Genomic DNA, 12,381 nt, shown 5'->3' with positions numbered 1-12,381 from the left:
GGGTCCCTCCTCAGGCCTTGATCGGGGCGACGTCGATCCAGCGCCGCTCCTTCCAGCTCTTGAGCGCGCATTCGGCGAGCTGCACGCCCTTGGCGCCTTCGAGCAGCGTGAACTTGTAGGGCGCATCCTCGTAGACGTGGCGGATGAACATCTCCCACTGCTCCTTGAAGCCGTTGTCGTAGCTGACATTGTCAGGCAGCTTCTGCCAGTCGCCGTAGAAATCGTGCAGCCGCTTCTCGTCGGGATTCCACACCGGCCTCGGGGTAGCCTGCCGCGCCTGGATCATGCAGTCGGTGAGGCCCGCGACGGCCGAGCCGTGCGTGCCGTCGACCTGAAAGGTGACGAGGTCGTCGCGATAGACGCGCGTCACCCAGGACATGTTGATGTGGGCGATGACGCCGCCCTCGAGCTGGAAGGTCGCGTAGGCGGAATCATCCGCGGTCGCCTTGTACTTTTTGCCCTGTTCGTCGAAACGCTCGGGGATGTCGGTGTTGCCGATGCAGACCACGCTCTGGACGTTGCCGAAGAGGTTGTCGAGCACGTAGCGCCAGTGGCAGACCATGTCGAGGATGATGCCGCCGCCGTCCTCGTCGCGGTAGTTCCAGGACGGCCGCTGTGCCTCCTGCCAGCCGCCCTCGAACACCCAATAGCCGAATTCGCCGCGCACCGAGAGGATGCGGCCGAAGAAGCCGGAATCGCGCAGGAAGGCGATCTTCTTCAGGCCGGGCAGGAACAGCTTGTCCTGCACCGTGCCGTGCTTGACGCCCTTGGCGTTGGCGAGCTTGACGACCTCGAGCGCTTCTTCAAAGTTCGTCGCGATCGGCTTCTCGCAATAGACGTGCTTGCCGGCATTGATGGCCTGGGTCAGCAGGCCGGGCCGCGCCTGCGTGGTCGCGGCGTCGAAGAACATGGTGTCGTTCTTGTCGGCGAGCGCCGCATCGAGGTCGGTGGTCCAGCGCGTGATGTTGTAGCGCTTGGCGAGCGCCTCGACCTTGTCGGCGCTGCGGCCGACCAGGATCGGATCGGGCATGATGCGGTCGCCGTTCTTCAAGCGGACGCCGCCCTGCTCGCGGATCGCGACGATCGACCGGATCAGATGCTGGTTGAGCCCCATGCGGCCGGTGACGCCGTTCATGATGAGGCCGAGGCGTTGCGTGGTCATGCCAATTGCTCCTGAAGTGATTTTGGCTGTTCGAGCGGGGAGAGCGCCGACCAGTCCGGATGGACCGACGTCGCAAAGCCCGTTGCGTTGAGCGATCCCGTCAGGAGATCGCCGTCGTGAATGTTGAGGCGGACGCCCTGCCCGGCATCGGCATAGAGATCCGGATGCGCGGCCGCGAAGGCCTGGGCTTCAGCGGCCGGCGTTTCGCCAAAGCCGTCGACGTAGTGATGGCCGTTGCGCTCGGCGTGGGTGACGCCGATGAAGGCACCGAGCGCGAGATCCTGCTGCACGGCAAGGCCGGCCTGGCACGTGAGGTCCTCGCCGGTCACGAAGAACCGCGCGCCGCCCGCGCTCCATTTCGCCGCGCGCGTCGCGTTGATAATGGACTTGTAGAGACCCTTGCAGGACTTCGAGGAAATGCCGCTATAGCCGAGCGCCCGCGCCGCCGGGAAGGCATCGTAGGAATCGTCGGCCTCGTCGATGATGAAGCCGTGCGAAGCCAGCGAGCCCAGTGGCGATTGCCGCGTGATGTCGCGCGGCATCGGCTGCTCGACATAGAGCAGGCGCGCGGCGATCGGCCGCAATGCGCGATCGTGATCGAGCCGGTCCATCAGCGCCTGCAGCGCCGTGAGATCAGCGTACTGCTCGTTCGCGTCGAGCGTCACCTTGGAGTCGCGGCCAAGCGTGTCGAGCTCCCTGCCGATCCGCGCCAGCCGGGCCGCATCGGCTGCGGGATCGCCCGATAGCTTCAGCTTGAAATAATTCGCACCGGCGTTCTCATGCGCGTCGGCAACACCACCCTTGCCTTCGACGACATCGTCGAGGCCGACGGTATGCCTGATGGCGACGCGCGGCAGCGGCTTGCGGCCGGCGAGAAACGTCGTGAGATCCGCGTCCTTCAGGTCAGGCGACAGCCGCGCATCGATGCCGGCGATATTGCCGGCCATGCCGTCGAAGAAGCTGGTCTCGGCAGCGCGCAGCAACGCATCGAGGATGGCCTTGTCGATCTCGGCGGGGCCATAAGCAGCGGCAAGCGCCGGAATGTTCTTCTTCGCACAGGTCGCGACCTGGGCGCCGATGCACGCGGCATGCAGATCGAACGCGGTCTGGAACCCGGTCCGCGCCAGATAAAGTCCCCGCGCGATCTGAAGCGATCGTCGCAGCCCATCGACCGTCTGCGCCGGCGACAGCTCCGGCCGCTTGTCGAACCATTTTGGGACCAGCAGCTCGGCGCTGGCGCCGACAGCAACGCCCCTGCCCTCGACCTCGATCTCGACCCGCACGAACAGCTGCGGCGTCGCGTTGATCGTGATCGCACCGAAGCGAAACGGCCGCGCGAACTGCGTCGGTCGTTCGAAGAATGCGATGTCTCGCAGCTTCAGGCGCGGCGCCATGATTTCAGTCCAATGCACCTTGCGAGAAGAAATGCTTGCGGATGCGTTGCACGAGCTCGGTGAAGACAGGGTCGGCCATCACATCGAGCGAACGCGGGCGCGGCAGCGGCACGTCGTAGATCGCGGCAATCGCGCCGGGCCGTTCGGTCATGACCAGCACGCGGTCGGCGAGGAACACGGCTTCCGGAATCGAATGCGTGATCAGTAGCACCGTCTTTTTGGTCTCGCGCTGGATCCGCATCAGCTCGACATTCATGCGCTCGCGCGTCAGCGCATCGAGCGCGCCGAACGGCTCGTCCATCAGCATGATCCTGGGATCGTGCACCAGCGCGCGGCAGATCGAGGCGCGCTGCTGCATGCCGCCGGAGAGCTGCCAGGGCAGCTTCTTCTCGAAGCCTTCGAGCCCGACCAACCTCAAGAGCGCCTTGGCGCGATCGAGATATTCCTGCCGCGGCAGACGCTTCATGTCGATCGGCAACATCACATTGGAAAGGATGTTCCGCCATGGCAGCAGCAGCGCGTTCTGGAAGACGATGCCGACATTGCCATGCGGCTTCGTCACCTTCTCGCCCTCGACCAGGACCTCGCCCGTGGTCGGCGGCAGCAACCCCGAGATCAGCTTGAGCAGCGTGGACTTGCCGCAGCCGGACGGGCCGACGACGACGAAGAACTCGCCGTCGTTGATGTGGAAGTCGAGCGGACGCAGCGACGGCACGTCGCCGTCGCGCGTCCGGTAGGTCTTCGATACGCCGGACAGTTTTATGCCCGACGCATCGCCCGCCGCCCAGTCGCTCACCAGTCTCAGATGCGCGGCCGGCTGCACGGTGTCACTCACGATCGCCGCTGGTTTCACGAGCCACTCTTCGGCAGGTAGTCGTTGGTATAGAAGGCTTTCGGGTTCTCCTTGGCCTTGGCGTCGAGACCGCCATATTCGACCATCAGATTGACCGAGTCGGTCATGTTCTGGTCGGTGACCTGGAACGGCCGCTTGCTCTTGGTCTCCGCGGTCCGGTAGAGCGGAATGGTCAGCTCGAAGCCCTGCGTCAGCGTATCGATCTTGCCGCCCTTGGGGTTGGCATCGAGGATCGACTGCGCCGCCGCCTTCGGCTCCTTCTCGGCGGCCTCGACCGCCTTGGTCGTCGCCGACATGAAGCGGCGGACGAGGTCGGCATTGGCCTTCACATAGTCGGAGTTGGCGATGATGCCCGAGGAGACCATGTTGATGCCGTAGTCGGCGAACTTGATCGGGAACACGTCCTTGCCGGTGGCGTCCTTGATCTTCATCGACTGGTCCATGACGTAGCCGAGCAGCAAATCAGCCTGGCCGTTGATGACCGCGTTGAGCTTGGTCTGGCCGTCGCCGGCAACAGTCTGGAAGTCGCTCTCCTTCAGGCCGGTCTTCTTCAGGAACAGCGGCCAGATCTGGGTCATGGAATCGGCCGGGGTGATCGCCACCGTCTTGCCCTTGATGTCTTCGGGCTTCTTGATGTTCTTGTCGGCAAAACCCATCGCGGACATCGGACTGGTCTGGAGCAGCACGCCGGTCGCAACCACGGGCGCGCCCTTGATCGCGGCGCGCATCATGGTGGGAACGTCGACATAGCCGAAGTCGGCGGTCTTGGCGGCGACAGCCTGCGTGGTCGCAGCCGAGCCGCGGCCTTCCTGGATTTCGAGGTCGATGCCTTCGGCGGCATAGATGCCCTTGGCCTTGCCGTAATAGAACGGCGCATGCTCGCCATAGACGTACCAGTTCAGCATCAGCACGACCTTGTCGGCTGCCTGCGCCGGCATGGCCGCGAACACCATCAGCGCCACTGATGCAGCCCCAATCCACCGTTTCATCGTCACTCTCCCTTTGTCGTTATGTTTCGGCCGTTGATGGCCGTTGCTTAAGTTAAGAGGCGAAAATCACGTCTTCACGCTGGCTGACATGCCAGGGGATGATCAGCTTCTCGATCCGGTCGACGATCCAGAACAGGATCACGCCGAGCAGCGCCAGGATGACGAGCGCTGCGAACATCGTCGGCAGGTCGAACGTGCCGATCGAGCGCTGCATCACGTAGCCGATGCCGGAATTGGAGCCGACAAACTCGCCGACGACGGCGCCGACCACGGCGAGCGTCACCGACACTTTGAGGCCGGAGAAGATCGCCGGCAGCGCATGCGGCAGATTCACCGCGCGAAACACCTGGAAGCGACTGCCCTGCATGGCGCGGGCGAGGTCGACCATATCAGGGTCGACCGATTTGAAGCCCTGCACGGCGGACACGACGACGGGGAAGAAGCCGAGCAGGAACGCCGAAATCACCTTTGGGATGATGCCGAAGCCGAACCAGACCACGAACAGCGGCGCGATCGCGATCTTCGGCACGGACTGCGAGAACACCAACAGCGGATAGACGTAGCTCTCCACCGTCTTCGACCCCGCGATCAGCATCGCGACGGGAATGCCGAACAGCGCCGACAGCAGGAAGCCGCAGACGGTCGCATAAGTGGTCGGCCAGGACTGGCGCAGCAGCTCCGGCCATTCGGTGCGCAGCACGGCGAGAACATCGCCCGGCGACGGGATCTGGTAGGCGGGGATTTTGAACAGCCGGATCGCGAGATCCCAGGCGACGACGATGAACACCAGGAACAGAAACGGCCGCACCCAGGCCGCGTTCAGTATCTTGGACACCGCACTTTGCGGCTTCAATTCAGCCACGTCTCACTCCCGGCATTCTTCTTCGTTCGGAGGAGAAATTAACCCGTTGGATAAATACTGTCCAGAGCTTTCCCTGTGACGTTTTGTGCCGGTTCCGGGGCTCGATGGAGGATTGTGATGGAATGCACACCCGTCCCACACAATCGGTGTCGTCCTGGCGAACGCCAGGACCCATTACCCCAGGGAGGGGTTTGGCGAAGGCTGGTCGTTCGGGATTAGCACCGCGGCCAAATCGATAGATCAGGCGGTATGGGTCCTGGCGTTCGCCAGGACGACGATGGGGATAGCGCGCGCTAAACCGTCTGCGCCACCGCAGTGCGCGACTTCGGGGTCTTCGCAATCTCGAACAGCGCCACCGACTGCCCTGTCAGCGCGGCCAGCACGAGGCCGACCATGTGCGCCAGCCGCTCGTCCTTGGCGTCCCTGGCGAGAAGATCGCGGCCGAAGATCACGCTCAACGTGGCCGAATTGGAAAGATAGAAGAAGCAGAGCCCCGCGATCGAGATGTAGAGCTGCACCGGATCGACGGCGACCTGGAAGTCGCCGCTGTCGACGCCGCGCCGCACCACGGTGCGGATCATCTCGACGAAGGGCGAGTGCATCGACTTGACCTTGGTCGATTTCTTCAAATGCTTGGCGCGCGCGAGGTTCTCGGTCTGGAGCAGCGACAGGAATTCGGGATTGCGCAGGAAGTAGCTCCAGGTGAACTCGATCAGCCGGCGGATCGCCTCGGGCGGATCGAGATGTTCGAGGTCGAGCCCCCGCTCCTCGCTGCGGATCTTGTCATAGGCACCTTCGAGCACCGCGAGATAGAGCTCGTCCTTGTTGCCCACGTGGTAGTAGAGCATGCGCTTGTTGGCGCCGGCCTTGGCCGCGATGCGGTCGACACGCGCGCCGGCGAGGCCATGGGCCGAGAACTCCTGCTTGGCGGCTTCGAGAATGCGCAGCCGCATCCCTTCGGGGTCGCGCTGCCATTTCAGAGTTCGCTTTGCCTTCGCCAAACCGGTTGCTCGCTGGGTGCTCACGGTATGCCATGTACCACGCGAGTGGGCCGCCGCATAGTTTCGCGACGGCGAAAGCCAATCAAGCCGGTTTCGTAGGGTGGGCAAAGGCGCTTTTGCGCCGTGCCCACGTCTTCCAATTAAGCTGCCAAGACGTGGGCACGCTTCGCTTTGCCCACCCTACGGGAGTCTTCGACGTCGAGAGACCGTGCCTACTCCACCGGCTTCGGCGAGCGCTCCAGCAGCACGGTCTGGATGCCGCAGGTGCCGTTCCGCACCGTCATGATCCGCGTGCCCGGCTTGCGGCCGTTACGCACCTCGGTGACGTCGAGGCCGCCGGCGATCAGGCGGGCGCGCGTGGCGTCGATGTCGGCCACCCGCCAGCTCAGGCCCCAGAGCCGGTCATGCATGATGTCGCCGCCAGCCACGGGGCGGCGCACCACCTCGACGATGAGGTCGCCGCAGCGGAAGAACATCAGCTGCCCCCAATCCTGGTGCGAACGATCGAGCGCGAGATCAAGCCCGAGCCGCGCGCCATAGAGCGCGGCGGCACGGTCGGAATCCTCGGTCGTCACCACGACGTGGTCGAGCCCGTCGATCGGCGCGATGTCGGTTGCAGCCGACAGCGGCCGCTCCTCGGCGAGCTCGAGGAAGAACATGCGCACGCCACGCGTCAGTTCGGTCGCGGCACGGGTGCGCCGCCAGTGCAGGACCGCGCCGCTCCCGGCGTCGCTGCTTTCGACCTCGGCGACCGCGTCCGGCTTCAAGGCGACCCGCTCCAGCCGCCGGTGCATCTTGCCCATGTCTGCGACACGAAAGCACAGGCTGGCGAGCACGCCCTCGCGGTCGTCGAGCAGCGCGCGGATCCGGTCCGCAGCAACATTGAAGCCGCTCGGCGCCATCAGCTCGATCGTCATGTTCTGAAGCGTGAACAGCACGCGGTCGGCGCCCTCGCCGGAATTCTGCCAGGCGGGCGCGCGGGCGAGCAGCGTCTGATAGGCCGCCTTGGCCGCATCGATATCCCTCACCAGAACGACGATGTGATCGAGGCCGGTGATCATCATTTCCCCTTCTGATCGACCCGGAACCATATTCCGAGAGACGGCGTTTGTCCGGGCTTGGCATGGGCCAGTGATGGTCGTATTCCGGCCCCCTGCCGACCTCAAGCGCTCTGGCGGCAGTTTTGCGAATAATTTCAGCGTCCCCAGAGCGGAACCGGTGTTAGAGTAAATCCCGCCGGCCGGGACCACCCAGCGCATCACGGACAACCAATGCAGGCCCTCTTTATCGGACAGACCTATATCGACGTCGTCTTCATCACCGACCACATGCCGACCGGCGACGAGAAACACGTGGCGACGAACTACGCGGTCTCCTTCGGCGGCAACGCGGTGACGGCCGCGTTCTGCTGCGCCAAGCTCGGCATCGTGCCCGATCTGATCGCCACGGCGGCCAATGACTGGCTGGGGCGGATGTTCCAGGACATGTGCGCGAAATACGCGATCTCGCTGCACGGGCGGAAGGTGAACCAGTCCTCGCTGTCCTTCATCATGCCCAAGGACGGCAAGCGCGCCATCGTCCGCTGCCGCGACGACGAGCACATCCATCCGTTCCCGATGCTCAACCTCGGCGGCTGCCGCGCGCTGCACATCGACGGCCACCAGCCCGATGCCGCGATCCACTATGCCAAGGTCTGCCGCGAGGCCGGCATTTTGACCTCGCTCGACGGCGGCGGCCTGCGCACCAACACGCATGAGCTGCTCGCATTCATCGACGTCGCCATCGTCGCCGAACGGTTGTGCGAGCAGATGGACCTGACGCCGGAGAAGATGCTCGATTACCTCAAGAGCCGCGGCTGCAAGATCGGCGGCGTCACCATGGGTGAGAAGGGTCTGCTCTGGTACAACGAGACAGGTACGGTCGAGACCATGCCGGCGATGCCGATCCCGCGCGAGCGCGTGATCGACACCAACGGCGCCGGCGACGTCTTCCACGGCGCCTATGTCTATTCCTACCTCGCCCATCCCGGCAAAAGCTGGCGCGAGCACTTTGATTTCGCCCGCGCCGCCTCGACCTTCAAGATCCAGCGGCTCGGCAACGAGGCCGGCCTGCCGACCCTTGTGGACATCGCCAAAGTCAGGCACGAGTTCGAAGTCAGGGTCTAGGATTTTGTAAGGTCATATCATGGGGCGCGTGTACATCGCCGGCAGCATCAACATGGATGTGGTGGCGACCGCCGATCGCCATCCAAGGGTCGGCGAGACCGTCGCGGGTAAGCAGGTGCTGTATTTTCCGGGCGGCAAGGGCGCGAACCAGGCGGTCGCGTCGTCCAGGCTCGGCGTGAAGACCACGCTGATCGGCCGGCTGGGCAAGGATTCGTTCGGGGCCGAGTTGCGGACGTTCCTCGGCGCCCAGGGCATCGACCTCGGTTCCGTTCGCGACGCCGACACGCACAGCGGCACAGCCATCATCACGGTCGCGGCCTCCGACAACACCATCGTCGTCATCCCCGGCAGCAATGCGCTGGTCAGCGCCGACGACGTCGCGGACGTGCCGCTGGCGAAGGGCGACGTCGCCGTCAGCCAGTTCGAGATCCCGCTGCCGACGATTGCCGCGTTCTTCGAGCGCGCCCGTAGCACCGGCGCGACCACGCTGCTCAACCCGGCGCCGGCACAAAAGATGTCCGGCGAGCTGCTCGCGCTCGTCGACATCCTCGTGCTCAACGAGACCGAGCTCGGCTTCCTCGCAGGCGTGGAGCTCTCGGACAGCGACGAGGCCGCAACAATCATCGCCGTCGCGCGAAAACTTCAGGCGCGCGCGGATCAGACCATCTGCATCACGCTCGGCAAGCGGGGCGTGCTCGCGCTCGCCGGTCGCGAGGAATTCGCAGTGCCCGGCCGCGCGGTGAAGGCGGTCGACACCACAGGCGCCGGCGATTGCTTCGTCGGCGCGCTCGCCTCGCAGCTGGCCGAGGGTGTGCAATTGCGCTCGGCCCTCGCCTTCGCCAATGCCGCCGCATCGATCAGCGTGCAGCGCATGGGCGCCGGGCCGTCGATGCCGACGGCCGCGGAAGTCGCCGCGGTATTGTAAGACGGAGAGCTTTCTTCACCTCGCCCCGCTTGCGGGGAGAGGTCGGATTGCATCGAAGATGCAATCCGGGTGAGGGGGAGTCTCCGCGAGTCCGACTGTCACCGCATGCGCCGATAGAGCCCCTCACCCCGACCCTCTCCCCGTAAGAACGGGGCGAGGGAGAAGAGACTCACGCCAGCGCGCTCTTCAGGTCGAAGCCTTCATCCGCCGCCTGCTCCGGCGTGATCGAGCGTTCCATGCCGAACAGGCGGCGGCCGAACATGTGGTCGCCGGCACGGTTGACCGACTCGATGCCGAGCAGCCTGTCGCCCTTGTAGCAGAACGCCGAGAACGCTTTCTTCGCGGGATCGCCGCGCAGCACGACGCGGTCGTAGCCGGTGGTCAGCCCCGCCATCTGGAGCTTGTCGTCGCCCTGGTCGCTCCAGAACCAGGGATGGCTGTCGTAGGCCTTACGGTCGCCGGTCAGCCGCGCCGCGAGGCAGCGGGCGTGATCGGTGGCGTTCTGCACCGATTCCAGCCGCTGCGATCCGCCGAAACGCGGACTGGCGAACAGCGCGCAGTCGCCGATCGCAGAGATGTCAGGATCGGCCGTCGAGAGATATTCGTCGACGATGATGCCGGCGGCGACCGGAAGCCCCGCCTCCGCCGCCAGCTCGATGTTCGGCAGCACGCCGACGCCGACGACGACGAGGTCGGCCGGCAGATGCCTGCCGTCGCTCAAGGAAACGCCGGTGACCTTGCCGCCTTCGGCCTCGATGCTGGTTGCCTGCACACCGAGATGAATGCGGATGCCGGCCTCGCGATGCCGCGCCTGAAAATACTCCGAGACCTCCGCCGTCACCGCGCGCGCCATCACGCGCGGGGCGAGTTCGAGCACGTCGACCTCCAACCCTTTGATGCGCGCGGTGGCTGCGAATTCGAGACCGATGAAGCCCGCACCGATCACCACGACCCGCGTCTTCGAGGCGATGATCTTTCGCAACGCCTCGCTGTCGTCGAGGATGCGCAGATATTTCACGTCCGGCAGATTGGCGTTGGGCAGATCGAGCAACCGATTCCGCGCGCCGGTCGCCAGCACGAGGTGGCCATAGGGCAGCGTCTCGCCGGATGCGAGATGCACCCTGCGGCCGGCGCGATCGATCGACACCGCGCGGCCCGCGATCAGCTCGATTGTCTGGTCCTGGTAGAATTTCTCCGGCCGGAACATCAGGCTTTCGGGCCCGGCCGAGCCCTTGATATAGGCCTTGGACAGCGGCGGCCGCTGGTAGGGCAGATGCGCCTCGTCGTTGATCAGGCAGATGCGATCGGAAAAGCCCGCCTGGCGCAGGGATGCCGCGACCTGGTAGCCGCCATGGCCGGCCCCGACAATGATCACCGGACCGTCCGTCATTGGAACAGCCCATTTCCGGAGACACGAGCGTAACCCATGTCGTCTCCTCTCTCGCTGATCTTGGCTTTGCTGGCCTAGGAGGAGCCGGCGCTCGTGTCCGTCCCTAAACGAAGGCAGCCCCATTTGAGCCTATCGTTTCGGCTTGCGCAAGAGCGGTATGCGCGGCACTGGCGGCCGGGGATTGTCACCCCTGCCCATCTGCGATTTAGTTGCGGAAACGACCTCATGCCGGGGATTTCCAGAATGCCAGCTCCCGTCTCCAAACCCGATGATCCCGCCCTGCTGCGGATCGACGGCCCGATCGCAACCATCACGCTCAACCGCCCCGCCGCGTTCAACTCAATCAACCTTGGGATCGCGCAGAAGCTCGAACAGCTCGCGGCCTACATCGAGGGCGCCGACGACATCAGGGTCGTGGTGCTCGAAGGTGAAGGCCGCGCCTTCTCGGCCGGCGGCGATCTGCAGACGATTGGTGCCGCGGCCGAAGCCAACACGGTGACGCCGGTCGTCGGCGAGCTGCTGAAGCACTATCACGCCTTCATCGAGATCATCCGGCGCATGCCGAAGATTTCGCTGTCCAGCGTGCACGGCTCGGCGGCCGGCGCCGGCATGGGCCTCGCCTTCGTCACCGATCTCTGTATCGCTGCCGACGATGCCAAATTCACGCCGGCCTATGCCAAGATCGGGGTGTCGCCGGACGGCGGCTCGACGGTCGGGATCGTCGGCACGGTCGGATCGCGACGTGCGCTCCAGATCTTCCTGTCCGAGGATAATTTTACCGCGCAGCAGGCCTATGAATGGGGCCTCGTCGCCAAGACCGTTCCCGCGGCCGAGCTGAAGGCGGCCACGCGAAAACTCGCCGAGCGCCTGGCGCAGAACCCGCCGGCGGCGATCGCCGGCACCAAATCGCTCGTCTATCAGGCTGCCAGCACGCCGGTGAAGCAGCAGCTCGATGCCGAAGAGCACAAGATCATCATGGCGATGAACACGGAGGATTTCCGCGTCGCCGTGAAGAAATTCACGAGCAAGGGCAAGTGAGCGCGCCGGCGCCGTCGCGCTCGTTCTGCGGCCTGCGTCACGGTGCGACCGACTGGAATCGCGAGGGGCGCTTCCAGGGACGCACGGACAACCCGCTGAACGAGGACGGCCTCCGGCAAGCGCAGGAGGCCGCGGACATGTTGCGCGGTGCCGGTATCAGCCGCATCGTCGCAAGCCCGCTGGTGCGCGCGGCGCGAACGGCCGAGATCGTCGCGGACGCGATCTCGGTGCCGCTCACGATCGACGACGGCATCATCGAGTTCGATTTCGGAAGCTTCGAGGGCCTTCCCGTCCGCGACCTCATGATCAAGCACGGCGTCAATTCGGCGACGGGCCTCGTCTCGATCCTGCCAGCTGACGGCGAGAGCTGGGACGCCATGACCGAACGTTCCCTGCGCTGCGTCTCATCGTGGCTCGACCGGCATCCCGGCGACCGCTTCCTGTTCGTCTGCCATGACGCGGTGATGCAGGGTATCGCGAAGGCGCTCAGCGGCAGCTACTTCAAGAACAGCCACGGCACGCCGTTTCGCTATGTCCGCGAAGCAGCGAATTGGCGCGTGGAGCAACTCGTCACTTAGGACCGTCATTTGGGACGGTCACTT

General features: G+C 64.9%; 12 protein-coding genes. 4 read left to right on the top strand and 8 right to left on the bottom strand.

All coding sequences use genetic code 11. From position 1 onward, the window contains the following. Positions 1 to 10 precede the first annotated feature (10 nt). From NLM15_RS13000 to NLM15_RS12970, 7 genes are all read right to left on the bottom strand, one after another. On the bottom strand, positions 11 to 1,162 hold the full coding sequence (locus tag NLM15_RS13000; protein ID WP_254117347.1) for a Gfo/Idh/MocA family protein: 1,152 nt from the start codon (positions 1,160 to 1,162) through the stop codon (positions 11 to 13). Next, complete coding sequence (locus NLM15_RS12995; RefSeq protein ID WP_254117345.1) at positions 1,159 to 2,556, bottom strand: hypothetical protein; 1,398 nt, start codon at positions 2,554 to 2,556, stop codon at positions 1,159 to 1,161. The genes NLM15_RS13000 and NLM15_RS12995 overlap by 4 nt, the downstream gene beginning before the upstream one ends. Before the next feature lie 4 nt (positions 2,557 to 2,560). Beyond that, positions 2,561 to 3,409: an ABC transporter ATP-binding protein gene (locus tag NLM15_RS12990; protein ID WP_254117343.1), complete on the bottom strand. Its 849-nt coding sequence runs from the start codon at positions 3,407 to 3,409 to the stop codon at positions 2,561 to 2,563. Further along, a complete protein-coding gene (locus NLM15_RS12985; protein ID WP_254117341.1) occupies positions 3,406 to 4,398 on the bottom strand; it encodes an ABC transporter substrate-binding protein in 993 nt (330 codons plus the stop codon). The genes NLM15_RS12990 and NLM15_RS12985 overlap by 4 nt, the downstream gene beginning before the upstream one ends. Positions 4,399 to 4,450: 52 nt before the next feature. After that, positions 4,451 to 5,260 carry an ABC transporter permease gene (locus NLM15_RS12980; RefSeq protein ID WP_254117339.1) on the bottom strand — a complete coding sequence of 270 codons (810 nt, stop codon included), beginning with the start codon at positions 5,258 to 5,260 and terminating at the stop codon, positions 4,451 to 4,453. A 293-nt stretch (positions 5,261 to 5,553) separates the two neighbouring features. Continuing rightward, complete coding sequence (locus NLM15_RS12975; RefSeq protein WP_254117337.1) at positions 5,554 to 6,261, bottom strand: TetR/AcrR family transcriptional regulator; 708 nt, start codon at positions 6,259 to 6,261, stop codon at positions 5,554 to 5,556. A 212-nt stretch (positions 6,262 to 6,473) separates the two neighbouring features. Further along, positions 6,474 to 7,322 (bottom strand): VOC family protein, encoded by an 849-nt coding sequence (locus NLM15_RS12970; protein ID WP_254124226.1) that lies wholly within the window; start codon positions 7,320 to 7,322, stop codon positions 6,474 to 6,476. Positions 7,323 to 7,532: 210 nt separating this feature from the next. Here NLM15_RS12970 and NLM15_RS12965 point away from each other — a divergent pair, with 210 nt between their 5' ends. After that, the gene (locus tag NLM15_RS12965; protein WP_254117335.1) at positions 7,533 to 8,426 is read left to right on the top strand and encodes a sugar kinase; all 894 of its coding nucleotides are present in this window, start codon (positions 7,533 to 7,535) and stop codon (positions 8,424 to 8,426) included. A gap of 19 nt (positions 8,427 to 8,445) precedes the next feature. Continuing rightward, positions 8,446 to 9,351, top strand: coding sequence for a ribokinase (rbsK, locus tag NLM15_RS12960; RefSeq protein ID WP_254117333.1), 906 nt, complete (start codon positions 8,446 to 8,448; stop codon positions 9,349 to 9,351). 169 nt (positions 9,352 to 9,520) lie between these two features. Here rbsK and NLM15_RS12955 read toward each other — a convergent pair whose 3' ends face one another. Beyond that, positions 9,521 to 10,741, bottom strand: a complete 1,221-nt coding sequence (locus NLM15_RS12955; RefSeq protein ID WP_254117332.1) for an NAD(P)/FAD-dependent oxidoreductase — start codon at positions 10,739 to 10,741, stop codon at positions 9,521 to 9,523. Positions 10,742 to 10,984: 243 nt separating this feature from the next. Between NLM15_RS12955 and NLM15_RS12950 the strand changes: the two genes are divergently transcribed. Then, the gene (locus tag NLM15_RS12950) at positions 10,985 to 11,779 is read left to right on the top strand and encodes an enoyl-CoA hydratase/isomerase family protein (protein ID WP_254117331.1); all 795 of its coding nucleotides are present in this window, start codon (positions 10,985 to 10,987) and stop codon (positions 11,777 to 11,779) included. Further along, positions 11,776 to 12,357 (top strand): histidine phosphatase family protein, encoded by a 582-nt coding sequence (locus NLM15_RS12945; RefSeq protein WP_254117330.1) that lies wholly within the window; start codon positions 11,776 to 11,778, stop codon positions 12,355 to 12,357. The genes NLM15_RS12950 and NLM15_RS12945 overlap by 4 nt, the downstream gene beginning before the upstream one ends. The last annotated feature ends 24 nt before the right edge of the window (positions 12,358 to 12,381 follow it).

Origin of the sequence: Bradyrhizobium sp. CCGB20, assembly GCF_024199855.1 — a bacterium.
Classification (GTDB): Bacteria; Pseudomonadota; Alphaproteobacteria; order Rhizobiales; family Xanthobacteraceae; genus Bradyrhizobium.
The sequence above is the reverse complement of the archived record's forward strand: the minus strand, read 5'-3'. Positions and strand labels throughout refer to the sequence as shown.